The sequence below is a fragment of the Flavobacterium sp. 11 genome, assembly GCF_002754315.1.
Taxonomy (GTDB): domain Bacteria; phylum Bacteroidota; class Bacteroidia; order Flavobacteriales; family Flavobacteriaceae; genus Flavobacterium; species Flavobacterium algoritolerans.
The window spans coordinates 1,016,296-1,041,830 of the sequence record NZ_PEFE01000001.1 but is presented as its reverse complement, the minus strand read 5'-3'; the positions used below and the strand labels follow the sequence as shown (position 1 = coordinate 1,041,830).

Sequence of the window (25,535 nt, the reverse complement as noted above, 5' to 3'; positions counted from 1 at the left end):
CATTATTTATTATATTTGAAATCGTTTTCGTAAATTTAACGGAAACAAAAAAGAGTGTCAATTACAATTTTGCCTTTTAAAAACAAGATTACAAAATATAAACCACTATAATTTAGCTATTTAATTACCAAAAACAAGAATCAAGATATGAAAAAAAGAATTGTATTACCTGCGTTACTTTTACTTGTTGGAACGCAAACGTATGCCCAAAAAAAATGGACAGAAACACCTAAAAACTCCCATAACATTGTTCAAAACCAAGGAGGACAAACATTAGGATATTCTCCAAAATCAGGAATTAAAATTATACAAGCAGACGGCTTGGCTTTTAAAGACCTCAACAAAAATGGGAAGTTAGATATTTATGAAGATTGGAGAAAACCGGTAGCAGAACGTGCCAAAGATCTTGCCTCTAAAATGACGGTAGAACAAATGGCCGGGTTAATGTTATACAGCAGGCATCAAGCTATTCCAGCTCAGGAAGCAGGAATGTTTACTGGAACCTATAATGAAAAACCATTTTCTAAAAGTGGTGCAAAATCATCTGATTTGTCTGATCAGCAAATTGCATTTTTAACAAAAGACAATTTACGCCATGTACTAATGACATCTGTTGAAAGTCCAGTAGTTGCTGCAACATGGAATAATAATATACAAGCATTAGTGGAAGGTATTGGAATGGGCATCCCTTCCAACAACAGTTCTGATCCAAGAAATGGAGCTAATAAAGATGCCGAATACAATGCAGGTTCCGGTGGAGCTATATCACAATGGCCGGAAGAACTAGGATTAGCTGCTACTTTTGATGCCGCTATCACGGAACAATTTGGTGCAATTGCTGCCAAAGAATACAGAGCCATGGGAATCACCACAGCGCTATCGCCACAGATTGATTTAGCAACAGAACCAAGGTGGAATCGTTTTGTGGGTACTTTTGGCGAAGACCCAAAACTTGCGACTGATATGGCAAGAGCGTATGTAGATGGGTTTCAAACATCACCAAAATCGATTAATGCGTATGAAGGATGGGGAAATCAAAGTGTCAATGCGATGATTAAGCACTGGCCAAGTGGTGGTCCGGAAGAAGGAGGTCGTGATGGACATTTTGCATATGGAAAATTTGCAGTATATCCGGGAAATAATTTCGAAACCCACTTAAAACCCTTTACCGATGGTGCTTTTCAGTTAAAAGGAGCTACTAAAAAAGCCTCAGCAGTCATGCCGTATTACACTATTTCGTATGGTCAGGATAAAAAATACGGTGAGAATGTGGGTAACGGATTCAGTAAATACATTATTACAGATTTGTTAAGAGACAAATACGGGTATGATGGAGTCGTTTGCACCGATTGGTTAATTACTGCAGATGAAGGCGCTAAGCCAGATATCTTTTCAGGAAAATCTTGGGGTGTTGAAAAATTAAGTGTTGCCGAAAGACATTATAAAGTCCTAATGGCGGGTGTGGATCAATTTGGCGGAAATAATGATATCAATCCAGTGCTGGAAGCATATCAAATGGGTATAAAAGAACACGGAGAATCATTTATGCGCAAGCGTTTTGAGCAATCAGCAGTTCGTTTGCTTTTGAATATTTTCAGAGTGGGATTGTTCGAAAACTCCTATTTAGATCCTAACGAGACCAAAGCTATTGTGGGAAAACCTGATTTTATGAAAGCAGGTTATGACGCGCAATTGAAGTCGGTTGTGATGATTAAAAACCAAAATAAAACGTTGCCAATTGCAAAAGGTAAGACGGTATACATCCCAAAAAGAGTTACTCCGGCAGGAATCAACTTTTTTGGACAACCATCACCAGAAAAAATTGAATATCCAGTTAATCTAGAATTGATTAAAAAATATTATACGGTAACCGATGACCCAAATAAAGCGGATTTTGCCATCGTATTTATCAAAAGTCCGATAAGTGGCGGATACAGCAGAGCCGATAGAGAAGCTGGTGGAAATGGATATGTGCCCATTAGTTTGCAATTAAAAGATTATACCGCAGTCGATGCCAGAGCACAAAGTATTGCTGCCGGAGATCCTGTAATTGACCCAACGATTACCAACCGTTCGTATTTGAATAAAACGTCAAAATCAAATTCGTACCCAGATTTAAACACCATTCTGGAAACGAAGAAAGCGATGAATGGAAAACCGGTATTGGTATCTGTGAATATTTCTAATCCGATGGTTTTTGGAGAATTTGAAAAAGAAGTCGATGCAATCGTGGGAGAATTTGGCGTACAAGTAGAAGCTTTATTGGATATTGTTTCGGGTAAAACAGAACCTTCCGGATTGTTGCCTTTACAAATGCCGTTGAATATGACTACCGTTGAAAAACAAATGGAAGACGTTCCTCACGACATGACACCCTATAAAGATGCTACTGGAAATGTGTATGATTTTGGTTTTGGATTAAACTGGAAAGGGGTAATCAAAGATGCCAGAACTGCAAAATACAGCGTCAAGAAATAAACAAATTATATTTAAACCACCTAGCTATTTAGGTGGTTTTTTTATGTCCAATTCCAAATTTGAATTTGAATTCTGACGATAAAAAAGAGATCCAATCGCTTTGTTTTGTTAATTCTACGCAAAATTAAAGACTTATTTGTCTTTTTAAATCCGCTTTTACTACCTTTAAAAAAGATTTCTTTCTTTAAAAGATTAAAAATTATACTCATGAAAAAAATAATAATAGTCTCCCTCTCGATTCTTTCATTTCTCTCTTTCAGTTGCGAAGCACAAGTAAAGCCAAATGATATTTCTATAAAAGACGAGGTGAAAAATTATACCATTGAAACCGTAGCTTCAGATATTGCAATTCCGTGGGGAATGACTTGGTTGCCAGACGGAACAATGTTAGTTACGGAAAAAAGTGGTATTCTGTATCATATCAAAAACGGTATAAAAACCGAAATCAAAAATGTTCCCAAAGTATATTCTCGTGGACAAGGCGGATTGTTAGATATCGTTTTACATCCTGATTATGCTAAAAATGGTTGGATTTATATGACGTATGCTTCCGATGAAGGTGAAGGTACCGGCGGTAACACTAAACTTATTCGAGCAAAATTATTGGACGGAAGTCTGACACAAATCGAATCGCTTTATAAAGCTACGCCCAACACTACAAAAGGACAGCATTTTGGTTCCCGAATTGTATTTGACAACGATGGTTATTTGTATTTCTCTGTTGGTGAGCGTGGCGAACATTTTGTAAATCCGCAAGACATTAAACGCGATGGTGGAAAAATATACCGTTTAAATGACGACGGAAGCATTCCTAAAGACAATCCGTTTGTCGGTCAGCCCGGAGCCAAAGAAGCTATTTACACTTATGGGAATCGCAACCCGCAAGGAATGGCAAAAAACCCCGTAACAGGAGCAATTTGGGCACATGAACACGGTCCTCAGGGTGGCGATGAAATCAACATCATAAAAAAAGGAGTCAATTACGGATGGCCTATTGTTACTTATGGAATCGATTATGACGGAACAACCATTAGTAAAGAAAACGAAAAACCAGGTATTGAAAAACCTATTTATTATTGGTTGCCTTCTATCGCTCCAAGTGGAATGACTTTTGTGACCGGTGATAAGTATCCAGACTGGAAAGGACATTTATTGGTTGGTTCTTTAAAATTCCAATATCTTGAATTGCTAAAATTGAAAGGCAATGAAGTTATAGGCAGACAAAAAATTGCAACCGATATTGGTCGTGTGCGTAATGTGGTGCAAGGTCCGGATGGCTATATTTATATGGGCGTTGAAGGAAAAGGAATACTCAAAATTATACCAAATTAAATTATGTTGACAACGAAATTATTTTTAGGATTTGGAGTGTTTATATTGGGAAGCTTCTCTTTTGAAAACCCATTTTCCCAAGACAACTATATTGAATTGAATAAAGAAACCGCTGTTGTTTCAAAATTTCAGTCACCCGGAAAGGAAATCTATGCTGATTTTTGCATGCAATGTCATGGCGCAAATGGCAAAGGAGATACTAAGAACTTCCCTCCTCTTGATGGTTCTGACTGGTTGAAAACCAAAAGAAATCAAAGTATTGCTGCTGTGAAATTTGGACAAAGTGGCGAAATTGTTGTCAATAAAATCAAGTACAATAGCAGCATGCCAGCCATGGGACTTACGGATCAGGAAGTTGCTGATGTCATGAATTACATCATGACTTCTTGGAGCAATAAACAAACCAAAATCGTTACTGAGAAAGAAGTCGCAGCCATTAAAAAATAAAATTCAGGCTTAGGATTTCTATCTAAAAAACATACGATACCGAAAAACCACCATAAAAATTTACGGGATTTCCGGGGTAAAAATAACGTGGAGCAGCATTTCCAAAACCAACTGCGTTAGGCAAAATATTAGCCGCATATTTGGTGTCCAATGCGTTATTGACTCCGGCATTCAGCTCTGTTTTTAGGATTTTAAGAATCGTAAAAACATACGTCGTTTTAATATCGAGCAACGAATACCGCTCACTGTATTTTGTATTGGAATCATTTAACGGAATTTTACCCATCGTTCGGAAAGACGTGTTTACACTAAATCCATTTTTGGTGTTCAAATCCACTCCAAAATTAAATTGCTTTTCGGGAACGCCCGTAAGTTGGTTTCCCGAATAATCAGCATCACCATCCAAGAATTCTTTAAATTTAAAATTATTCACCGCACCTGAAAAATAAGGCTTAATTTGAAGTTGGGTCAGTTCTAAAAGTGTATAATTAACCAAGAATTCTAAACCCGTATGCGAACTGCTACCCGCATTAATCCCTACAAATTGATCATTGTCAGTACGACGTGCCACCAATAAATTTTGAATTTGTGTGGTATAAAAAGTTACTTCGGTGTATACTTTATTTTTAAGCCAATTCCCTTTGAATCCCAATTCATAATTCCAACCTATTTCTGGTTTCAAATCGGTGTTTATTTGACCTTCGGGAGTTAATGTTTCTGCAACTGATGGAACCGAAAATCCTTTGCTGACGGATGTAAATATGTTTTTTCCATTGCTTATTTTATACGAGAAACCAACTCTTGGCGACCAAACATTTCCAAATGTAAACGGCATCTTTTTACCGCCAGAATTATTTTCGAAAACATCTTCTAACGAATATTTGGTTGTGTTTAATGCCACTCCGGTTTCCATATGTAGCTTTTCTGAAATCCAAAGTTCCATTTGTAAAAAGTAGTTGGTGTAATTCCGATTTTGTTTGATAGCGCTGAACTCGTCGCCTTTTATACTTCCTTGCCCCGGTTGCGATTGGTACAAATTTTCAAAAAGCGAATACGCATACTTTTCCGTTAATAATTCGGTTCCCAAACTCAGTTCAAACGGCAAAGAAAACAATCGGTCTTTATAATTCACATTGGAACGAAAACCTGCAGCACTTGTTTTTTCATCCAAAATATCAAAAGGTCTGGGCTCATAAGCGTCTTTAAAATTAGAAAAAACACTGGTTTGCATGGACCATTTTTCAGAAAATTGATGGTCGTACCCTAATCCGAGCATGAATTTATCATACGACTCAAAACCTTGTGCCGCAGCCCAAGTAGCAGCTGCTTTTTCAGGATTGTTTTTTAAATCCGTTTCATTGATAGAACTCGGAATAAAAGCTTTCAATCGAGTGAATGTTCCCAAAAATGACAAACTGCCCTTGGAACCCATTTTTTGTTTGCCGTGGAGATTAAATGATTTTCTGTTGTAGGAACTATTGGCTCTAAATCCGTCACTTTGTAAATTAGTATAACTTGTGAATACATTCGTTTTGGAATCACTGTATCCTGCAGAAAGACGTTGTTGCAACAACCCAAAACTCCCAAAAGTGACCGTAGATTTTCCAAACGACTCCAGCAAAGGCGTCTCTCTTGAAAACAGCTGAATCACTCCACCCAAACCGGAACCAAAACTGGTGGAATTTGGTCCTTTTATAATTTCTATTTTTTCGATTGAAGCCAAATCAATATCATCAATAGTAGTTTCGCCTTCACCGGAACTCAATGGAATCCCATCAAAATAGGCTTTTATTTTATTGGTTCCGTATTGAGATCGCGCGCCAATACCACGAATAGTAATCCTGTTGGTATTGAAAGCGCCTTGTTGCATCGTAACGCCAGGGATTTTGTTTAAAATTGGAGTCAATATAATTCCGTCACTTTTATTAATGTCAGCTGTAGTAATCACTGAAACGGAGGAAGCAACATTTTGAAGCACATTTTTGATAGGCGAACCTTTCAAAGTGATTTCTGAAAGTGCAATAGTATCTTTTTTTATTTGTCCAAAAATAGCAGTGGCACTGCATAAAAAAAGAAGAAAAGAAAGGAATTTTTTGAACAATTGTTTGGTATTTAGATGAGTAAAAACTTTTATAAAGTTAGCCTTTTCTTTGTATTTCCCAAAAGCTATTCTGAAATTATGATAAAAGTAAACTGCCTTTTTATAAAAATTAAAAGCCAAACAATTAACTGATGTACATTCCGTTTGAATATTAAATTGAAAGAAGCTTGAAGATCGAATTCGGGTAGTTTGAAAAAAATTAAAATCCGTGAATTATATAAAAAATAGCCCGTTGAAACACTATTATAATTGATATCACACTTCTAAAATACTTTATCTTTACATTGAAAATAAATAGAATTAATTTATGAAAAAATCAGCTATTGCATTTATTACACTTCCTTTACTGCTTTTAAATATTTCTTGTGAAAAAGGAAAAGCGGCTGATGCTGTAAATGGTACAGAGAAATCAGATACCGTAAAAACGGATACTACAGAAAAAACGACAACCCTTACCATTGATACTGTTGACTATAACAAAAGAATGGTGGCATTAAGCAATAATGACACTACCGGGAGATGGCCTGTAAAAGCGCCCTATCCTTTGCCCGGCGCATTATTACCGTACAATAGAATTATTGCGTATTACGGAAATCTATATTCTACCAGAATGGGAATATTGGGTGAACTTCCCCGAAAAGAAATGCTGGCAAAACTACAAGGCGAAGTCGCCAAATGGCAAGCAGCTGACTCTACTGTGAAAGCAATTCCTGCTTTGCATTACATTGCTGTAACCGCTCAAGGCGCTCCGGGAAAAAATAATATGCACCGCATGCGAATGCCGTTTAAACAAATAGACACTATTATAAGTTGGGCTAAACCAATCAATGCCTTGGTTTTTTTAGATGTACAAGTAGGACACAGTACCGTTAAGGACGAAGTGGAACAACTGGAACAATATCTTGCTTTGCCAAATGTTCATCTAGGAATTGACCCTGAATTTTCGATGAAAAATGGAGAGCGTCCAGGATCCAAAATTGGTAGTTTTAATGCTGAAGATATTAATGATGCAATTGATATTTTGGCAAACATTGTGCGCAAAAACAAATTGACTCCAAAAGTGCTCGTAATACACCGCTTTACTCAAGGAATGGTTAAAAATTACAAAGCGATTAAAACCGTTCCTGAAGTTCAAATTGTAATGGATATGGATGGTTTTGGTAGTAAAATTCTAAAAAAATCCACTTACCTGAGTTATATTTATAGAGAGCCCGTACAGTTTACCGGTTTTAAATTGTTCTATAAAAATGACAACAAAAAGGATTGGAAAATGTACAGCCCGGAAGAGTTAGTGAAATTCACTCCGAAACCAATTTACATTCAGTACCAATAATTACTATTTGATTTATGAAAAATATCTTATGTCTTATTTTTGGTGCATTTATAATATTAGTTGGCTGTCAATCAGAACCTCGTAAAATAGTCCCGGAAACACCACTTATTGCAGTACCCGTAAAAAAAGTTGTGACCAAAAAAGTCATGGCGGATGCAGCGACTATTCTTTCAAAAAAAGAAGTACCCATTTTATGTTATCATAACATCAGGGATTTTAGCGCCAGTGCGAGCGGAAACATAAAAGTGTACACCGTAAAACCTCCCGCTTTTGCAGAACAAATGAAAGCTTTGGCCGATGCAGGTTACGAAACTATTTTGCCGGAACAATTGTATGACTATTTAGTCTATGACGGTCCATTGCCTGCAAAACCTATTATGATAACCTTTGATGACACGAGAGAAGAACAATTCAGCATTGGTGCTGCCGAAATGAAAAAATACGGTTTCAAAGGCGTGTTTTTTATCATGACCGTTTCTATTAACCGTCCCGGATATATGAGCAAAGAGCAAATTAAAAGCTTATCTGACAACGGGCATGTTGTAGGCGCGCACACTTGGGATCATCATATGGTTACAAAATATGCAGGAGATGACTGGAATACGCAATTGGTAAAACCAAAAGCAAAATTGGAAGATATAATAGGAAAACCGGTTAAAGATTTTGCCTATCCGTTTGGTTTATGGAATACAGCGGCAATTCCTGAAATAAAAAAGAGCGATTATAAAATGGCCTATATCTTGTCTACCAAAAGGGATTCTGTAGATCCATTGTACACCATCAGACGCATCATCGTTTCTGGAACTTGGTCTACTGAAGGAATGATGAAGGCTGTTAATTCTTCCTTTAATAAAAATCCATAAAACACTATTTGTTTAAAAACACAAACAATCTCAATTATTAAATCATCTTAATAATTGAGATTTTTTTTGTTCAAAAAATAAATTGAATCTTTTTTATTTTTAATTCTACACCCCTGCTTTAATCTCTATTTTGATTTATTTTTTACAACAATTGACACCAATACTCCTTTATTAACAGGGTTTTTTATTTCAATAAATATTTTTCACTGCGAAATCACAAAAAACAACATTGCAAAAAATAAGAATTATCAAAAAAGAATTATCAAAAAAAGAATGCTGTAAAAATTATTAAATAGTCACATAATCATCATTTACATCGCTTTAAAATTGGTATTTTAGCTACTATAATGCGTTTTAAATAACAAAATGCTGTTAAGTTTAATTATTTAATAATGGTGTAAAATATGATGAAGTCGATACCTAATTTAAACCCGAACGGCTGGGACGAAATGTTTTCTAATGAAGGTGTTCGGGAATCTTACCGTCAGGTACTACAAACATTACAAAACCTAAACCACGATAATCTGAACGACAAACACCGACAGGCTTCTGATTTTTTTATGAATCAAGGAATCACTTTTACGGTTTACAGTGACGACAATCAAGGTATCGAAAGAATTTTTCCTTTTGATATAATCCCAAGAATTATTACCCAAAGTGACTGGAACGAAGTAGAATCTGGAATAAAACAAAGGCTGAAAGCACTCAATTTATTCTTGGAAGATATCTATAACGAGCAGCATATTATAAAAGACGGTATAATTCCCGGAGCATTAATCGCCTCTTGTCCTCATTACATTCAAGAAGTTCACGGGATTAAAGTTCCTCACAACATTCATGTACACATTGCAGGAATTGATTTAATTAGAGGTGCCAAAGGAGAATTTTATGTACTCGAAGATAATCTGAGGTGTCCAAGCGGTGTAAGTTACATGCTTGAAAACAGAGAAATAACCAAACGGATTTTTCCTGAAATGCTTACTTCAAACCATGTCAGTATGGTGAGCAATTATCCGATGATTTTTCATAATATTCTGGTTTCACTTTCTCCAAGAAGCATTTCCAACCCAAATGTAGTTTTACTAACACCGGGAGTGTACAACTCGGCGTATTACGAGCATACTTTTTTAGCAAGGCAAATGGGAATCCCTTTGGTCGAAGGAAGAGATTTAGTCGTGAATAACAATAAAGTTTATATGAAAACCACTTCGGGACTTCATCAGGTAGATGTTATTTACAGACGACTGGATGATGAATATCTTGATCCTTTGGTTTTTAAACCAGACAGTACTTTGGGTGTTCCCGGACTTATAAGTGCCTACCGACAAGGAAATGTAGCACTTGTGAATGCTGTGGGAAATGGCGTTGCCGATGACAAAGCTGTATATGCTTACGTGCCTGACATGATAAAATATTACATGAACGAAGAGCCGATTCTAAAAAATGTTCCTACGTACAGAATGGAAAATCTGGACGAAAGAGAAATGGTTTTTGCCAATATGGAAAACATGGTAATCAAGGAAACCAATCAAAGTGGTGGTTATGGAATGATAATGGGAAACAAAGCAACCCAACAAGAATTAGAAGACGCAAAAATTGCCATTGTCGACAATCCACGAAATTTCATTGCACAACCCATCATTCAACTCAGCACAGTTCCTTGCCTTATCGACGGCGAACTAAAACTGCGTCATGTGGATTTGAGACCTTATGCTTTGTGCGGTCCGAATGGTGTAAAGATAGTTCCGGGCGGACTAACCCGAGTGGCGCTTACCGAGGGTTCATTAGTCGTTAATTCTTCCCAAGGAGGAGGAAGTAAAGACACGTGGATTGTAAAATAAATCACAGAATTAACTCTACACTCTCTTAAAAAAAATAACAGAATGAAAGTAAATATGCTCAGCCGGGTTGCAGACGGAATGTTTTGGCTTAACCGATATATGGAAAGAACAGATGGAATGTTACTTACCCTAAATACTTTTTATATCTTATCTTTTGATAAGGAAATGAACGATTCTCAGGGTTACAAACCGTTATTGGAATACTATACTGATTTGCCTATGGAACAAATAAATCAAGTGCAATACGACACTAATTTTGTTCTAAAGTATATTATTTGCGACAGCCCAAATTATAATTCAGTGAAAAATCTAGTTATCAAAGCACGAGAAAATGCGAGAGGTTCACAGGATAAAATTACAAAAGAACTTTGGGAACATATCAATTCTTTATACCACTTCATGAATTCACCTGATTTGCCAAAAAAATTGGAAACTTCTGATGCGAGTAATATTATTTCTAAGCTCAATAAAGATTTTTTGCTGTATAATGGTATTTTGCAAGTTACAATGCCCAGAGGATTGGGTTGGTGTTTTTCCAGCATTGGCAAACACATTGAGAGATGTTTACAAACTATTTCTTTAACCCAAGCGTACTATGCTCCTATTGATTATAATCTGGACGGCGAAGAAGATTTATTGTATTGGAGACGATTATTACTATCACTTTCGGGCTATGAGCTATATTTAAAAAGCTACAGTAATATTCCGCACAATCGTAAAGTGGTGCAACAAGTCATCTTCAACAGAGATTTTGCACACTCAGTGATTTACACTTTAGAATTAATAGACACCTATTTAAACAGCTTATTTAAAGACAATAATCTGAGCGAAGCGAGAACATTGCACAATCAATTTGGAAGACTCAAAAGTTATGTTGAATTTACAGATTATCATCATCTTACCAACAAAGAACTGGAAGACATACTTAACAACACAAGAACGCAACTGATTCAATTTTCGACGGATTTTTCAAAATTATTTTTCTCTTACACCTAATAAAAATGGCGATTTTCAAAATAGTACACATCACAAAATACCAATACAACTGGCCTATAAAAGAAAGCATTAATGAAATTCGTTTATTTCCACATCATTTTGACAACCAAGATGTGCTTCAATACCAGCTATTGATAACAAACAATCCCGAAGTTGAGATTTCGCAGGATTACTACGGCAATCGCGTGGGGAATTTCAATACTTTGGAATCCCATACCGAAATGACTATAGAATCCAGAATGTTGGTACGTGTCAATCATTCGCTAAAAATTCCCGAAATAGATCACACAACGGTAAAAGATTTAGTCAAGGAAAAAGAAAAAAGTATTTCTTTACTCCGACTTTGTTATCCCGAAACGATTAGAAAACAAGACGAAATCAATGCGATTCTCAATGAAATAAATTGTTTCGATAAACCCATTATAGAAATTGCCCAACAATGCAATCAATATATTTTTACAAATTTTAAGTACACCAAAGGAATCACTAATATTGAAACCACAGTAGACGAGATTTTAGAAATTAGAAAAGGAGTTTGCCAAGACTTTGCACATGTGTTATTACAACTTTTACGCACGGCAGGAATTCCTTCCCGATATGTGAGCGGTTATATTTGCCCTAACGAAAGTGGTCTTCGAGGCGAAGGTGCCACACACGCTTGGGTTGAGATTTACACTCCAAAACAAGGTTGGCTTGGCTTAGATCCCACCAATAATATCTGGACGATGGACAATCATGTGAAACTTTCCGTTGGGCGTAATTTCTATGATTGCACTCCTGTAAAAGGAACTTTCAAAGGTCTTTCCAGGCAAACGCTTTCCGTTTGTGTTTCGATTGGCTATGAGGATGGACGACAATTTGAAGACATAAATGATGTACAACTCGAAGAAGTTTCAATAGAAATTCAACAACAATTGGATTATATTGAACAACTCCAACAACAGCAGAAGCAACAGCAACAACAGCAGCAGCAATAATTAATGCCACTTAGTTAGTTCTAAAATTTCATAACAAAAAAAAAGCACTATTTATTCGAATGAATTAATAGTGCTTTTTTTTATGTAAAATAACCGTTTTATCTTGGTGACAACCAACCTTCGGGATTATTGTAAGTTGTATTTTGAAGAATTAGGAATTTAATTACTGTTTTTCCGGTCTCGCCATTGGTTCTTACTTTTCCAATGCTTTGTTTAATGCTTACTTTATCACCTTTACTTACGCTTACGGAACTTAAATTTTGATATACGGTGAAGAAATCCCCGTGTTGTATCATTACGGCTTTGTTTACAGGTGACAAAACAATAACACTAGTTACTTCTCCTCCAAAAACAGCTCTTGCATTTGCACCACGGTCTGTTGTAATTTCAACACCACTATTGTGAACCGTTATAGTATTGAATAATGGATGCGTTTGATTTCCATAACCAAGTGATATAAATCCTTTTTCCACAGGATAAGGCAACCTTCCTCTATTGGCTCTGAAATTATCCGCAATTATTTTAGCCTCTGGTGTTAATTCTATTTTTGATGATGAAACCGCAGCTTTTGAAACTGGAGCACTTGGATTTGCTTTTGCTTTTTCTAAAGCTGCTTTTCTATTGGCAGCCGCAATAGCTTCACGTATTAATTTATTGATCTGCCTGTCGATTGTTCTGTATTCCTGTTGTCTTTGCTTAATTTCTCGGGCAATCTTATTTTTGTCTTTTTTTATGGAATTGACTAGCTTTTGTTGCTCTTGCTTCTCTTTTTCTAATGTTAATCGCTCTTTTTCGTTCTCAGCTATCAGTTTTTGTTTCGCTTTTTTCTGAACATTTAATTTCTCGTTATAATCCGTAAGCTGATTAGATTTCGATTTTATTTCTTCACCTTGCATTTTTCTGAAACCAGTATATTGTTTCATGTACTGCGCTCTTTTATACGCTTGTAAAAAATTCTCGGAAGACAATAAGAACATCGCACGACTTTCTTCGGAACGGCTTTTATATGATTTCACAATCATTTCAGCATAATCTTCCTTGAGTAAAGCCAATTCTTTTTTTAGCTTATTAATTTGCATTTGATTGATATACATATCATTTCCAAGCAATTTAGTTTGCTTTTCGGTAGTGTTTATCAATTTTTCTTTAAGCTTTATTTTAGTGCTTTGAATCACTATTACATTCACAGCAGATTTTTCTTTTTTCTTAACGGTTTGTAATAACCTTTCATTTTCTCTAATTTCTTTTTGAATTTGAGCTTTACGTTCTTCTAATTTTTCTTGTTGGGATTCCTGACTCCATAGTAATGAAGTCATACAGATAAAGATTAGGCTAAGGAGAAATTTTGGCATATTAAAAAAATATTTTTGCTAATTTACTTAATTATAATTCTTTTGTACCCATTTGGAACACTATATGGAAAAGAAAGTTCTTCATTGAAAGTTACCGTGTTGTAATCCAGATTAATTTCGGTATTGCCTTTCTTCTGAAAAGTATTGATCAGAACACTTGTAGGCAACGTTGCCTCATTGTACACTTTACTGTCAGCATAAGCCACTTTAATCATTCGTTCTTCGGCAGTTTGTGTGATTTCTTGTTTTTGAACCAAAAAATTATCGGCATCTAAAAAGAACGATTTTTTCGTATTTGAATTTGAAACATCATCTAATCGATACGTTTGTTCCAATAATGATTCAAGATATTTCCCTTTTGTCAAATCATCAATTGCTTGTCCCAATAACATATTTTGAATTTTATTGTAATCCAAATCAGTTCCCAGCCATTGACTTAAACTGCTAAAATCACCTTCAAAATAACTACCGTTTATCTTTTCATAATAGTTCACTGATTTTGGCGTAATCAATGCTTTCGCCATTGTAATTCCAAGAAAACGAATGCTTACCAAAATTTGTTCGTCCTTCTTAATCCTAATTTCGGCCGTAACATTTTGAGTTTGTTTGTTGTCAGCATAACGGGCGCTTGACTTAATATATAATGTAGAAAATTGATTTTTATTGTTGTAGTGATTTTCTATTATTTTTTTGGACGTCATATAACCCGCCGCCTCCGTTGTTGGCGCATTACTGGCCGCAACCGCAATGGCTTTGGATTTACAGGAAACCACAAAAAGAGCGAGTACTATTATTATTGCTATTTTTTTCATTATTTTTTTTCTTTTAATAATTGATTGGCTTTAGAAAAATACATTTCTTTTTTCTTGAAATCTCCTAAACCGTTGTATGCTTCTCCCAACTGAATGTTGAAATTTATTTCTAATGCTCTGTCCTCTACTAAATAATCCAAGCCCATTTCCAGCATATCCTTGGCTTTTTTAAATTGTTGCAATTGATTATTTGCCATCCCTGAATAGTAGTAAAACTGAGGCTGTGTTGGAAAAGTATCCACCATTGCGGAGGCTTTTTTGGCAACTAATTCAAATTGCTTTGTCTCTGTATAGGTTTGAAGCAAAAGCAAATTAGTTTCGATATCATCTCCTGAACCGTTTTTTAATGCTTGCTCATAATACTTTGTCGCTTTTGCCCATTGCTTTTTAGCGTGGTAAAACTTTCCTATTTCCTTAGCGACATTAACCGCTGCGTCATTATCAAAATACGAAATCGCTTTTTCTAAATCAGCTGTGTATTGCGGATTTTTATCTGCAAAAATCAAAAACTCATTCAGTATTCGGTGCTTTATTTTAGCATCTATTTTGGTACTGGCCAAAACCACATTCATGGCGTTTATTGCTTTTGGAGCGTCATTACTATCCAAATAATTTTTGAATAATGTTACTTGAGCCCATTCGGAATTTGGTAAAGCTTTTTCCAGTTTTTTGACAATTTCAAACGCTTTTTCTTCCTCATTATTTTTAGAATACAAAACAATCAAACTGATATAATTAGATTCTTCTTTGGGATTCTTTTCAATTTGCTCTAACAAATTTGAAGCTTCCATATTCTGAAATTTCCCTTCCGATAAAATCTGGCTTTTGTATAAATCCCTTCTGTCCGTTTTTCCAAATGTTTCGTTTAACTCGTTGATTAAATCCAACGCTTTGTCAAATTGTTTGGTTCCCATATAAAGCGATGTCAAATCCTCTTTATACTTCTCATCAAATTCTATCAATTTATTGATAACCATTATTGCCTGGTTATAATCGCTCGTTTCATAACTCACATCATACATTCCCACCCAAAACCATTTGTTTTTTGGATCAATTTGTGTGGCTTTTTCAAATGAAGAATAGGCATTTTTATATTCCTTTAATGCTAAATAATTTTTCCCTAATTCATAATACACAGCGGCATCATTCGGTTTAATCTTGATACATTTATCCAAAGCCACTACTGCTTTGTCATAATTTTCGATTCCTTTTTGAAGCAATGATTCATAAAAAAATTCCTGAAACTGATCTGCATCGAGCTTAATTTCTTCGGGTTCCGTTTGTGCCAATAGCAAAGCTGAATTGCATTGCAAAACCAGAAATAAAACTATTAAAGCGCTTTTTTTCATTCTATTTTTTAATCTTGAATCTTTCTTATACATACAAGAATTGAACCATTTTTTATTCTAAAACCGAATAGTCTCCAATACTGATGCTTGTAAAGTTACCATCAAAACTGGCATGATTCCCAATCATCGCATTATCTAAATTCGCGTTTTTTATGTTAGAGTGCGTTTGTACCAAACTGTTTTTAATACTGCTGTTTATTACATGACATCCTTTTCCTAAGGAAACATTAGGACCAACCGTTGCATTTATCAACACTACATCTTCCCCAATATAACATGGCGGAATAATTGTGGAGTTCTCTAATTTGACATCAAAATCTACCAAATGTGTCCCGTCATTATGCAAGAAACCTAACATCCTGGAATTTGTTTCTACCGTAACGTCTTTGTTTCCACAATCCATCCACTCATCGACTGTTCCTGGTACAAATTTCATGCCTTTTGCCATCATTTGCTTGATTCCGTCGTTAATTTGATATTCTCCACCGTGAATAATATTATTATCTAATACTAATTGAAGTTCGCTTTTTAAAACGGCAACATCCTTAAAATAGTAAATTCCAATAACGGCAAGGTCCGAAACAAACGCCGCAGGTTTTTCTACCAGTTCTACAATTTCATTCGCTTCGTTTAGGTTTATCACACCAAAAGCCTCTGGATGATCCACTTGTTTTACCCAAATAACACTATCGGCATTTTGATCTAAATCGAAATCGGCACGAATTAAAGTATCGGCATAAGCAATAACAGCGGGTCCGCTCAAAGAATCTTTGGCACACATAATCGCGTGACCGGTTCCTAAAGCTTCATTTTGATAATAAATAGTGCCTTTGGCGCCTAATTTTTGTGCGATCGCAAGTAATTCTTCTTCTACTTTTTTACCAAAACTTTCGTGAATAATAAAGGCTACTTCTTCAATATCTTGATTCAACACGCCAGCAATATCTTCGACCAGACGGTGAACGATTGGTTTTCCAGCGATAGGAATTAATGGTTTAGGAATGGTTAATGTATGCGGGCGAAGACGTGAACCACGACCTGCCATTGGGACAATTATTTTCATTTTTATTGGTTATTTAACCGCAAAGTCGCGAAGTTTTTCGCAAAGTTCACGAAGATATTACTGTTCTATTTTAGCCACAGATTAAACGGATTAAACCGATTCCCACAGACTTTTAATTAATTTATTACATGTTTCTTGACCGCTACACTAGGACTGAACACTAAAAACTGAGTACTGAATACTTACTTCACTCCTGTACTTCCAAAACCACCTTCACCTCTGGAAGTTTCTGTTAGTTCCTGTACTTCAATCCACTCAGCACGTTCGTGTTTTGCTATGATAAGTTGTGCGATACGTTCCCCGTTTTCAATGACAAAATCTTCATTGGATAAATTTACTAAAATCACACCAATTTCACCACGATAATCTGCATCTACTGTTCCTGGAGAATTCAGGACTGTAATTCCTTTTTTGGCAGCCAGACCGCTTCTTGGACGCACTTGTGCTTCGTAACCTATGGGTAATTCTATGAAAAGACCTGTTTTTACAATGGTTCTTTCCAATGGTTTTAGGGTTATCGATTCCGTTAAGTTTGCTCTTAAGTCCATTCCTGCCGATGCTATGGTTTCATAGTTTGGCAAGGCGTGTTGTGATTTGTTGATTATGTTTATTGTCATTGTTTTTTTATTTTAAATATGTAGGGACAAATCGCGACTTGTCCCTTCTTGTCTGTAACTATGTTTCGATTATTTTGAGTTATAGCCCTGATAATAGTGAAAATCCTTTTCCTTTTTTCTTTAAAAAGGAAAAGATTGCAACGAATAGCAGGAAATAGCTCCTAAAAATTTAAATTTAAGCTCTAATTCTTTTTTCGGTTCAAAATTTTGATTAATAATTCTTTTTCGTTGTGGTATATGAAATACATGAACGCGAGTAATAATGTGATTCCTACATAATAATTTTCCCTGAAGCCATAAAATGAAACTGCCGAAAATCCTATTGAAATAAATAGATACATGGCAATTTTGTTCGTATCATACGGAATGGGGTAATATTTATTTCCAAAATAGTAGGAGATAAACATCATGCTTCCATAAGCCGCAATCGTGGCAATTGCTGAGCCGTAATAGCTCATTGTTGGGATTAGCAGGTAATTTAACGCCAGTGTAATTATTGCGCCAATAATAGAAATATAAGCGCCAATATGGGTTTTGTCTATCAGTTTGTACCAAACGGAAAGATTGGTGTAAATGCCCAGGAAAAAGTTAGCCAAAATGATTAACGGCACCACTTTCATCGCTTCCCAATACGACTCATCTTGAATCATAATGTATTTTAAAACATCGGCAAAAACGATTACTGACAACAGAATAAAAGAACCAAAAATGACAAAATATTTGGTAATCGTAGCATAGGTTTGAGGCGCATCCTCCTTATCAGCGTGGCTAAAAAAGAAAGGTTCGATTCCTAATGTGTAGGCCGTACGGTACAAAACCATAAATAATCCCAGTTTATAACACGCCGAATATACTCCTACTTCGGCATCTGCAATATTTGCAGGCAGTAATTTACCCAATAAAATTTTGTCGAATTGTTCGTTGATCGCAAATGCGATTCCGGCCACCATAATAGGCAAACCATACCCCATCATTCGTTTCCAAAGCTTGTAATCAAAATGCCATTTCAGCAAAAGGTAATTAGGGGAAAGTATTAAGAATGTAACTAAGCTCGCAACGATATTAGACACAAAAATATAGCCTATTTGAAAATCTTCTAAGTAAAAAGAACTTAAAAAACTATCTGGGTTGGATTGTGCAATTACTGGCAAATAACTTAAAAAGAAAAGGTTTAAAACCAGATTGATTGCAACATTTCCAATTTTGATTATAGCATATTTTATGGGTTGCTGATTGACCCTTAATTTAGAAAAAGGAACAATCACCAAGGCATCCAGGACTAAAATCCAGATGGTGTACGTAATGTACTGCGCATCAATTCCAGACCAAATGGCTAATTTATTTCGGAATAATAAGGCTAGGAATAAAAACGAAAGTGAAGTCCAAAAAAGGGAAACAGATGTCGTTTCCACCACTGATTTCTTATCTGTTTCTTTATTGTAAAACCTAAAGAAAGCAGTCTCAAATCCGTAAGCTAGAATTACATTAAAAAAGATCATCCAGGCAAAAATGATGGAAACCTTACCATATTCGGCTTTTGGAAGCAAATCTGTGTATAATGGAACCAGTATAAAACTGAACATTCTTGGTATGACCGTAGCCAATCCATAAATGGCAGTCTGTTTAAAAAGATTTTTATATAATCCCAAAATGATGTGTCTATTACTATTTATAAAAACAAAAATAACGAATTCTTTGGTTTAATCATCTGAAGTGAATATTTGTTTTAGAACAGAAATACCACGACAAGAACTGATTCATTTTCACCAAAATTACCTTAATGGCTTTTCTATGGGATTAATTATTTTGAAAAAATAGGTTTTATCATCTTTCTTGTATTCTAACACCGCTTCATTAGGTTTCAAATCAAATTTAGTTTTTTGAATTACCGGCGCTTTATTCCCATATTCTTTTGAAGGGTCTTTGTGCAGAATGAAATCTTCCTTTTTATTTTCTTTGTAAAAATGGGCTGTAAAAGTATTTTTGACAATTCCTTTTATAACTAATTCCTGATTTTGAAAATAGATTTTCTCCAGCTTAATGTTTGCCGCAAGCGATTTTTTGAATTCAATATAAAAATCAATTCCGCTACTTTGCTTGCCGTCTACCCATTTCTGGTAAAAAGCAGATTGTATTTCTTGAGGAAATTCCGTTTGAAATTCTGGTTTCATGGCACAAAAAGTCAGGCTGATTGCAATAATAAATAAGGCAACGATTCTTTTATATCCTTTCATATTGTTCTATTTAACTTAATCCTTCTTCGTTTAAAATCTTAAGAAAGTGGAATCCTTTTGGGACATAACCTTGATTGTAATAGAAACGATGTGCCGTAAAATTCCCGGTAAAAGCGTCCAAAACAATCATTGTACAGCCGGTTTCTTTAGCCAAAACATCAACATAATCGGTCATCATTTTGCCCAAACCTTTGGAACGATGCTCTGGATGAACAATAAAATTATCAATCTCGATGTATTTTCCCGACCAAAGTTTTGTTCCTGACCAAAATCCGGAAACCGCCACACAAACCTCATTTTCAAAAACGGCTACCTGCTTGTAATTATACGGAATCATTTCTACTAAATACGATTCATACTTTTCTACCGTAAATGTGGGATATAAAAACCGCATTACTTCAATGTTACTAAGCATTTCTTCTACTGTAGTCAGTTCTCTAATTTCTAATTTCATTCTTCCTAGTATTGTTTTAAACTATAAAATTAAACAAAAAAAGAGCCAACATCTGTTGGCTCTTAGAATATATTTTGAATCAATAATTATTACCCATTCAATGCTTCCGCTCCACCAACAATCTCTAAGATTTCATTAGTAATGGCCGCTTGACGTGCTTTATTATAAGTCAGTTTCAATTGATTTCTCAACTCAGTTGCGTTATCAGTTGCTTTGTGCATGGCAGTCATACGCGCTCCGTGCTCTGAAGCAAATGAATCACGAATTCCTTTATACAATTGTGTTTTTAAAGATTTTGGAATCAAAGTCAACACGATTTCTTCTTTTGAAGGTTCAAAAATATAATCTCCAGTCGAAACTGTAAGATCAGATTTTATAGGTGCTAATGGCAAAAATTGTTCTGTTTGAACGATTTGTGTCGCAGCATTTTTAAATTGATTATAAATCAACTCAATTTTATCGTATTCACCAGAAACAAATTTCTCCGTTAACAGGTCAGCAATTTTAGCTACATTATCAAAAGTCAAATCGTCAAAAACAGTACTTTGATTATCTACTACTGACAATGTTTTGCTCAAAACATCATTTCCTTTTTTACCAATAGCAAAAATATCAACTTGTTTTCCGGCATAAACTTCCGAACGGCTTTTAGCTTCTTTGATAACATTTGTATTAAATGCACCACATAAACCTCTATTTGAAGTTATGGCTACCACTAAAACTTTTTTAATCTCACGTTGTGTTGTAAACTCTCCACCTGCATCACCTTCAAGTGTAGCAGAAAGATTTTGCAATAATTCCGTTAATTTTTCGGCATAAGGGCGCATTGCTGTGATTGCATCTTGTGCTTTCTTTAGCTTTGCTGCAGAAACCATTTTCATTGCCGATGTAATTTGCATCGTAGATGAAACGGAAGTAATTCTATTACGGATTTCCTTTAAATTTGCCATTGTTTTCTAGTAATTAGTAATAAGTAAATAGTAATTAGTTCTTCACTAATCACTATTCACTATTCACTTATATTAATTATATTTTGCTGATAATTCTTTTGCTACAGTTTCGATTACATCTGTAATTTCGTCTGTTAATTTTCCTGCTTTCAAAGCATCAAGAGTTGCTCTGTGTTTGTTGTTCAAGAATTCCAAGAAATCTTTCTCAAATTCTCTTACTTTATTCACAGGAACATTTCTCAATAAGTTTTTAGAACCAGCATAGATAATTGCAACTTGATCTTCAACAGTATAAGGATCGTTCAAACCTTGTTTCAAGATTTCAACGTTTCTTTTTCCTTTTTCAATTACGTTTAAAGTAACAGCATCTAAATCAGAACCAAATTTAGCAAACGCTTCCAATTCACGGAATTGTGCTTGATCCAGTTTCAAAGTACCCGCTACTTTTTTCATCGATTTAATTTGTGCATTTCCTCCAACACGAGATACCGAAATACCTACGTTAATTGCTGGACGAACCCCAGAGTTAAACAAATCTCCATCTAAGAAAATTTGACCATCAGTAATCGAAATTACGTTTGTTGGGATATATGCAGAAACGTCACCCGCTTGAGTTTCAATAATTGGCAAAGCAGTCAATGAACCACCACCTTTTACAATTGATTTGATAGAATCTGGTAAATCGTTCATGTTTTTAGCAATTCCATCATCTGCAATTACTTTACAAGCACGCTCTAATAATCTACTGTGTAAGTAGAAAACGTCTCCAGGATATGCTTCACGTCCCGGTGGTCTTCTTAATAAAAGAGAAACCTCACGATACGCAACAGCTTGTTTAGATAAATCATCATAAACAATTAAAGCCGGACGACCTGAATCTCTAAAATATTCTCCAATTGCAGCACCTGCGAAAGGAGCATAAACTTGCATCGGAGCTGGATCAGAAGCATTAGCTGCAACAATAATCGTATACGCCATTGCCCCTTTTTCTTCTAACATTTTAGCAATTCCTGCTACAGTTGACGCTTTTTGTCCAATTGCAACATATATACAGAATACTGGTTTCCCAGCATCATAAAATTCTTTTTGATTTAAGATAGTATCGATACAAACAGTTGATTTACCTGTTTGACGGTCACCAATAACTAGCTCACGTTGTCCACGACCAACTGGAATCATAGCATCTACTGCTTTAATACCTGTTTGTAATGGTTCAGTAACTGGTTGACGGAAGATAACTCCAGGAGCTTTTCTTTCCAAAGGCATCTCGTATAAATCTCCACCGATTGGTCCTTTTCCATCAATTGGAAAACCAAGAGTGTTTACTACACGACCTACCATTTGTTCTCCTACTTTAAGAGAAGCAATACGTTGTGTTCTTTTAGCAGTTGAACCTTCTTTGATTCCTGTTGATGGTCCTAAAAGTACCACACCAACATTGTCTTCTTCAAGATTCAAAACAATAGCTTCTAATCCATTGTCAAATTCAACTAACTCTCCATATTGAACATTAGAAAGCCCGTAAACACGAGCAATACCATCTCCAACTTGAAGTACTGTTCCTACTTCTTCTAGTGTAGCACCAGATTCAAAACCTTCTACTTGCTTTCTTAATATTGCTGAAATTTCAGCAGGTTTGATTTCCGCCATCTTAATTTATAATTTAGACACTTAAATGTGCAATAAAACTAATTACTTAACTCTCTTTTTAATACTTGTAATCTGTTGGCTACCGAAGCGTTGTATTGCTTGTCGCCTATTCTTAGAATAAATCCTCCAATGATTGAAGCATCTACTATATTTTCTATTGTGATTTTTTTATCCGAAAGGGTTGCAATTTTAGCCAAAACTTGTGCTTCTAATGCTGCATCCATAGGAATAGCTGTAGTAACCTGAGCTACTTCAACGCCATTCATAATATCAGATAATTTACTGTACTCTATTGCAATTGCTTCTAGAATTTCGAATCTTTTGTTTTCAAATAACAAATGAAACAACCCTTGAGTTACGCCATTGATACCTGCAAAAACTTCTAACAGTGCTTTCTCTTTTACTTCAACTTTAGTAGTTGGATTTTGAATAAAAGTACTCAATTCCAAATTACTGCTAATTGTTGAAGCAATCAATTTCATGTCGTTATTTACAACTTCGGCAACACCTTTTGAGTTTGCTAAGTCTAGAATTGCTTTTGCATAACGAATTGCTGCTCTTGTACTTGCCATAATTGTTAGTTTAACTTTACGTCACCTAACATTTTCTCAACTAATTTAGTTTGAGCTTCTTTGTTAGATAATTCGTCTTTCAATATTTTTTCTGCGATACTCAATGATAAAGTTGAAACTTGTAATTTCAATTCTGCCATAGCTGCATTTTTTTCGCTTTCAATTGCTGCTTTCGCTTGCTCAATCATCTTCAATCCTTGAGCTTGCGCTTCATTTTTAGCATCAGCAACCATTTTCTCTTTCATTTCACGAGCATCTTTAAGCATGTTGTCACGCTCTAATCTTGCTTCTTGTAAAATACGTTGGTTGTCAGCTTGAAGATTTTGCATTTCTTTTCTAGCATTTTCAGCAGAAAGTAATGCATTTTTAATTCCTTCTTCTCTATCATTAACTGCATCAAGAATTGGTTTCCAAGCGAATTTTTTTAACAAGAGTATTAATCCAACAAATATTGCTATTTGCCAAATAAACAAACCAAACGAAAAATCATTTATTAACTTATCCATTATATCTAATTATAAATTTTAAAGTATGAATTGCTTTTAATCGCAATTTGTAATGTTTTAATTTTAAAAACAATAGTTACAACCAACCGTTGTAACTATCGTTTTTTTAAGTTTTAATTACGATGCGAATAACGCAGCGAAACCAATACCTTCAATAAGTGCAGCTGCGATAAGCATAGCTGTTTGGATTTTTCCAGAAGCTTCTGGCTGACGAGCAATAGCGTCCATTGCTGAACCACCAATTCTACCAATACCTAAACCTGCTCCGATAACAATCAATCCTGCTCCTACAATAGTTGGAATTTCCATAATATATATATTAAAAATTAAACATTCTTTTTTATGGTTTAATCGATGATTTGTTTATTCGTTGAAACGGTTAAACAAATTAACGGCTAAACGGTTAACCTATTAATGATGAGCTTCGTCGTGATGATGCTCTTCGTTTCCTGCTCCAAAATAAAGTGCAGATAACATGGTGAAAATATACGCTTGTAAAAACGCAACTAATATTTCAAGGATAGAAAGTGCGAATGCCAATCCAAATGACAAAGTACTTCCAATCCAGCTTTTAAAGATAAACATTAAACCAATAATACTCATCAATACAACGTGTCCTGCTAAAATGTTAGCGTACAAACGTATCATTAATGAAAATGGTTTGATGATTGTTCCCAATAATTCAATTGGAGCCAAAATAAATTTCATTGGAGTTGGCACACCTGGCATCCAGAAAATGTGTCCCCAGTAATTTTTATTAGCTGTAAAAGTTGTGATTAAATACGTCAACAAAGCTAGTGATGCTGTAATAGCAATATTTCCAGTTACGTTAAATCCTAGCGGAGTTAATCCTAATATATTTAAAAAGAAAATAAAGAAAAATATAGTCAATAAATAACTCATGTATTTTTTATATCCTTTTTCTCCAATGTTTGGAATGGCAATTTCGTCTCTTACATAAAGAACAAGCGGCTCAAAGAAACGACCAGCTCCAGAAGCTATACCGCCATTTTTAGCATACGATTTTGCTAAACTTGTAAACAATACAAACATTAAGATTGCTATTCCTAAAATACCGATTACACTTTTTGTAATAGATAAATCTAGTGGAGTTGCATTTGTAGGGTGACCGTGCTCTTCTGTTAAAGTTCCAGAAGCATCCGTTTTGTATATTTTTTCGTGGTGTAATACGTAGAAGTTTCCATTGTGTTCAGCAACTTCTTCACCATGGTGAAATTTTGAAGAAGAAAATACTTGCAAACCATTGTCCCAAAGAATAATTGGCAATGAAAAACCATAATGCGCGCCTGTTTCTTCATTTGCTGAAAAGGTAAAATCATGCGCATCCAAAAGGTGATGATTAATAAATGCCTTAATTTTAGATTTTACATCTGTTGGTTCAGCATGAGCTCCTTCGGCTGCCTCATGGGCAACTTCTGTTTTTACTTTTACAGTATCCTGTTCAGGATTTGCAAAACTAATTAAAGGAAGACACGCTACTAAAGTCGCTAATATAAATCTAAGTGGTTTGTTTGAAATCACCATAACAGTTAATTATCTTAATTTATTACGTTTCTGAAATTTGGTGCAAATGTACATCTTTTATTA

General features: G+C 35.1%; 23 protein-coding genes. 8 read left to right on the top strand and 15 right to left on the bottom strand.

Annotation, left to right across the window (positions count from 1 at the left end):
• Positions 1 to 147: 147 nt before the first annotated feature.
• From CLV00_RS04490 to CLV00_RS04480, 3 genes are all read left to right on the top strand, one after another.
• Complete coding sequence (locus CLV00_RS04490; protein ID WP_099714008.1) at positions 148 to 2,478, top strand: glycoside hydrolase family 3 N-terminal domain-containing protein; 2,331 nt, start codon at positions 148 to 150, stop codon at positions 2,476 to 2,478.
• 207 nt (positions 2,479 to 2,685) lie between these two features.
• Complete coding sequence (locus CLV00_RS04485) at positions 2,686 to 3,810, top strand: PQQ-dependent sugar dehydrogenase (protein WP_099714007.1); 1,125 nt, start codon at positions 2,686 to 2,688, stop codon at positions 3,808 to 3,810.
• A 3-nt stretch (positions 3,811 to 3,813) separates the two neighbouring features.
• Positions 3,814 to 4,257: a cytochrome c gene (locus CLV00_RS04480; RefSeq protein WP_099714006.1), complete on the top strand. Its 444-nt coding sequence runs from the start codon at positions 3,814 to 3,816 to the stop codon at positions 4,255 to 4,257.
• 22 nt (positions 4,258 to 4,279) lie between these two features.
• Here the strand turns inward: CLV00_RS04480 and CLV00_RS04475 are convergent, their stop codons facing one another.
• Entirely contained in the window at positions 4,280 to 6,358 is a 2,079-nt protein-coding gene (locus tag CLV00_RS04475; RefSeq protein ID WP_099716233.1) for a TonB-dependent receptor domain-containing protein, read from the bottom strand.
• Between the two features lie 307 nt (positions 6,359 to 6,665).
• Between CLV00_RS04475 and CLV00_RS04470 the strand changes: the two genes are divergently transcribed.
• The 5 genes from CLV00_RS04470 to CLV00_RS04450 all read left to right on the top strand — a co-directional run bounded on the left by CLV00_RS04470 (position 6,666) and on the right by CLV00_RS04450 (position 12,368).
• On the top strand, positions 6,666 to 7,691 hold the full coding sequence (locus tag CLV00_RS04470) for a hypothetical protein (RefSeq protein ID WP_099714005.1): 1,026 nt from the start codon (positions 6,666 to 6,668) through the stop codon (positions 7,689 to 7,691).
• Between the two features lie 14 nt (positions 7,692 to 7,705).
• Positions 7,706 to 8,554 (top strand): polysaccharide deacetylase family protein, encoded by an 849-nt coding sequence (locus CLV00_RS04465; protein WP_099714004.1) that lies wholly within the window; start codon positions 7,706 to 7,708, stop codon positions 8,552 to 8,554.
• 404 nt (positions 8,555 to 8,958) lie between these two features.
• Positions 8,959 to 10,395, top strand: coding sequence for a circularly permuted type 2 ATP-grasp protein (locus CLV00_RS04460; protein WP_099714003.1), 1,437 nt, complete (start codon positions 8,959 to 8,961; stop codon positions 10,393 to 10,395).
• Between the two features lie 42 nt (positions 10,396 to 10,437).
• Positions 10,438 to 11,391: an alpha-E domain-containing protein gene (locus CLV00_RS04455; RefSeq protein WP_099714002.1), complete on the top strand. Its 954-nt coding sequence runs from the start codon at positions 10,438 to 10,440 to the stop codon at positions 11,389 to 11,391.
• A 5-nt stretch (positions 11,392 to 11,396) separates the two neighbouring features.
• Positions 11,397 to 12,368, top strand: a complete 972-nt coding sequence (locus CLV00_RS04450) for a transglutaminase family protein (RefSeq protein ID WP_099714001.1) — start codon at positions 11,397 to 11,399, stop codon at positions 12,366 to 12,368.
• Between the two features lie 98 nt (positions 12,369 to 12,466).
• Here CLV00_RS04450 and CLV00_RS04445 read toward each other — a convergent pair whose 3' ends face one another.
• The 14 genes from CLV00_RS04445 to atpB all read right to left on the bottom strand — a co-directional run bounded on the left by CLV00_RS04445 (position 12,467) and on the right by atpB (position 25,472).
• A complete protein-coding gene (locus tag CLV00_RS04445; RefSeq protein WP_233206856.1) occupies positions 12,467 to 13,684 on the bottom strand; it encodes a murein hydrolase activator EnvC in 1,218 nt (405 codons plus the stop codon).
• A gap of 59 nt (positions 13,685 to 13,743) precedes the next feature.
• Positions 13,744 to 14,532 (bottom strand): DUF4292 domain-containing protein, encoded by a 789-nt coding sequence (locus CLV00_RS04440; RefSeq protein ID WP_099713999.1) that lies wholly within the window; start codon positions 14,530 to 14,532, stop codon positions 13,744 to 13,746.
• Entirely contained in the window at positions 14,532 to 15,881 is a 1,350-nt protein-coding gene (locus tag CLV00_RS04435; protein ID WP_099716232.1) for a tetratricopeptide repeat protein, read from the bottom strand. The genes CLV00_RS04440 and CLV00_RS04435 overlap by 1 nt, the downstream gene beginning before the upstream one ends.
• Positions 15,882 to 15,933: 52 nt before the next feature.
• Positions 15,934 to 16,944 carry a sugar phosphate nucleotidyltransferase gene (locus tag CLV00_RS04430; protein ID WP_099713998.1) on the bottom strand — a complete coding sequence of 337 codons (1,011 nt, stop codon included), beginning with the start codon at positions 16,942 to 16,944 and terminating at the stop codon, positions 15,934 to 15,936.
• 182 nt (positions 16,945 to 17,126) lie between these two features.
• Positions 17,127 to 17,561 carry a dUTP diphosphatase gene (gene dut, locus CLV00_RS04425; protein ID WP_099713997.1) on the bottom strand — a complete coding sequence of 145 codons (435 nt, stop codon included), beginning with the start codon at positions 17,559 to 17,561 and terminating at the stop codon, positions 17,127 to 17,129.
• A gap of 182 nt (positions 17,562 to 17,743) precedes the next feature.
• Positions 17,744 to 19,210 carry a lipopolysaccharide biosynthesis protein gene (locus tag CLV00_RS04420; RefSeq protein ID WP_099713996.1) on the bottom strand — a complete coding sequence of 489 codons (1,467 nt, stop codon included), beginning with the start codon at positions 19,208 to 19,210 and terminating at the stop codon, positions 17,744 to 17,746.
• A 123-nt stretch (positions 19,211 to 19,333) separates the two neighbouring features.
• Positions 19,334 to 19,795, bottom strand: a complete 462-nt coding sequence (locus CLV00_RS04415) for a hypothetical protein (protein WP_099713995.1) — start codon at positions 19,793 to 19,795, stop codon at positions 19,334 to 19,336.
• Between the two features lie 10 nt (positions 19,796 to 19,805).
• Positions 19,806 to 20,249 carry a GNAT family N-acetyltransferase gene (locus tag CLV00_RS04410; protein WP_099713994.1) on the bottom strand — a complete coding sequence of 148 codons (444 nt, stop codon included), beginning with the start codon at positions 20,247 to 20,249 and terminating at the stop codon, positions 19,806 to 19,808.
• An 89-nt stretch (positions 20,250 to 20,338) separates the two neighbouring features.
• Positions 20,339 to 21,199 carry an ATP synthase F1 subunit gamma gene (gene atpG, locus CLV00_RS04405; RefSeq protein ID WP_099713993.1) on the bottom strand — a complete coding sequence of 287 codons (861 nt, stop codon included), beginning with the start codon at positions 21,197 to 21,199 and terminating at the stop codon, positions 20,339 to 20,341.
• 72 nt (positions 21,200 to 21,271) lie between these two features.
• Complete coding sequence (gene atpA, locus CLV00_RS04400; RefSeq protein WP_099713992.1) at positions 21,272 to 22,849, bottom strand: F0F1 ATP synthase subunit alpha; 1,578 nt, start codon at positions 22,847 to 22,849, stop codon at positions 21,272 to 21,274.
• 38 nt (positions 22,850 to 22,887) lie between these two features.
• Positions 22,888 to 23,421 carry an ATP synthase F1 subunit delta gene (gene atpH / locus CLV00_RS04395; RefSeq protein ID WP_099713991.1) on the bottom strand — a complete coding sequence of 178 codons (534 nt, stop codon included), beginning with the start codon at positions 23,419 to 23,421 and terminating at the stop codon, positions 22,888 to 22,890.
• Between the two features lie 5 nt (positions 23,422 to 23,426).
• Positions 23,427 to 23,927 carry a F0F1 ATP synthase subunit B gene (locus CLV00_RS04390; RefSeq protein ID WP_099713990.1) on the bottom strand — a complete coding sequence of 167 codons (501 nt, stop codon included), beginning with the start codon at positions 23,925 to 23,927 and terminating at the stop codon, positions 23,427 to 23,429.
• 117 nt (positions 23,928 to 24,044) lie between these two features.
• Complete coding sequence (gene atpE, locus CLV00_RS04385) at positions 24,045 to 24,236, bottom strand: ATP synthase F0 subunit C (protein ID WP_073353856.1); 192 nt, start codon at positions 24,234 to 24,236, stop codon at positions 24,045 to 24,047.
• 102 nt (positions 24,237 to 24,338) lie between these two features.
• Positions 24,339 to 25,472 (bottom strand): F0F1 ATP synthase subunit A, encoded by a 1,134-nt coding sequence (gene atpB / locus CLV00_RS04380; RefSeq protein WP_099713989.1) that lies wholly within the window; start codon positions 25,470 to 25,472, stop codon positions 24,339 to 24,341.
• Positions 25,473 to 25,535: the final 63 nt, after the last annotated feature.

Coding starts and splice junctions, on each gene's coding strand:
- atpG (WP_099713993.1), bottom strand. CDS start 21,199: ATGGCAAATTTAAAGGAAATCCGTAATAGAATTACTTCCGTTTCATCT.
- CLV00_RS04415 (WP_099713995.1), bottom strand. CDS start 19,795: ATGAAAGGATATAAAAGAATCGTTGCCTTATTTATTATTGCAATCAGC.
- CLV00_RS04480 (WP_099714006.1), top strand. CDS start 3,814: ATGTTGACAACGAAATTATTTTTAGGATTTGGAGTGTTTATATTGGGA.
- CLV00_RS04465 (WP_099714004.1), top strand. CDS start 7,706: ATGAAAAATATCTTATGTCTTATTTTTGGTGCATTTATAATATTAGTT.
- CLV00_RS04490 (WP_099714008.1), top strand. CDS start 148: ATGAAAAAAAGAATTGTATTACCTGCGTTACTTTTACTTGTTGGAACG.
- CLV00_RS04485 (WP_099714007.1), top strand. CDS start 2,686: ATGAAAAAAATAATAATAGTCTCCCTCTCGATTCTTTCATTTCTCTCT.
- atpE (WP_073353856.1), bottom strand. CDS start 24,236: ATGGAAATTCCAACTATTGTAGGAGCAGGATTGATTGTTATCGGAGCA.
- atpB (WP_099713989.1), bottom strand. CDS start 25,472: ATGGTGATTTCAAACAAACCACTTAGATTTATATTAGCGACTTTAGTA.
- atpA (WP_099713992.1), bottom strand. CDS start 22,849: ATGGCGGAAATCAAACCTGCTGAAATTTCAGCAATATTAAGAAAGCAA.
- CLV00_RS04445 (WP_233206856.1), bottom strand. CDS start 13,684: ATGACTTCATTACTATGGAGTCAGGAATCCCAACAAGAAAAATTAGAA.
- CLV00_RS04470 (WP_099714005.1), top strand. CDS start 6,666: ATGAAAAAATCAGCTATTGCATTTATTACACTTCCTTTACTGCTTTTA.
- dut (WP_099713997.1), bottom strand. CDS start 17,561: ATGACAATAAACATAATCAACAAATCACAACACGCCTTGCCAAACTAT.
- CLV00_RS04435 (WP_099716232.1), bottom strand. CDS start 15,881: ATGAAAAAAAGCGCTTTAATAGTTTTATTTCTGGTTTTGCAATGCAAT.
- CLV00_RS04450 (WP_099714001.1), top strand. CDS start 11,397: ATGGCGATTTTCAAAATAGTACACATCACAAAATACCAATACAACTGG.
- CLV00_RS04440 (WP_099713999.1), bottom strand. CDS start 14,532: ATGAAAAAAATAGCAATAATAATAGTACTCGCTCTTTTTGTGGTTTCC.
- CLV00_RS04455 (WP_099714002.1), top strand. CDS start 10,438: ATGAAAGTAAATATGCTCAGCCGGGTTGCAGACGGAATGTTTTGGCTT.
- atpH (WP_099713991.1), bottom strand. CDS start 23,421: ATGGCAAGTACAAGAGCAGCAATTCGTTATGCAAAAGCAATTCTAGAC.
- CLV00_RS04390 (WP_099713990.1), bottom strand. CDS start 23,927: ATGGATAAGTTAATAAATGATTTTTCGTTTGGTTTGTTTATTTGGCAA.
- CLV00_RS04430 (WP_099713998.1), bottom strand. CDS start 16,944: ATGAAAATAATTGTCCCAATGGCAGGTCGTGGTTCACGTCTTCGCCCG.
- CLV00_RS04410 (WP_099713994.1), bottom strand. CDS start 20,249: ATGAAATTAGAAATTAGAGAACTGACTACAGTAGAAGAAATGCTTAGT.
- CLV00_RS04460 (WP_099714003.1), top strand. CDS start 8,959: ATGATGAAGTCGATACCTAATTTAAACCCGAACGGCTGGGACGAAATG.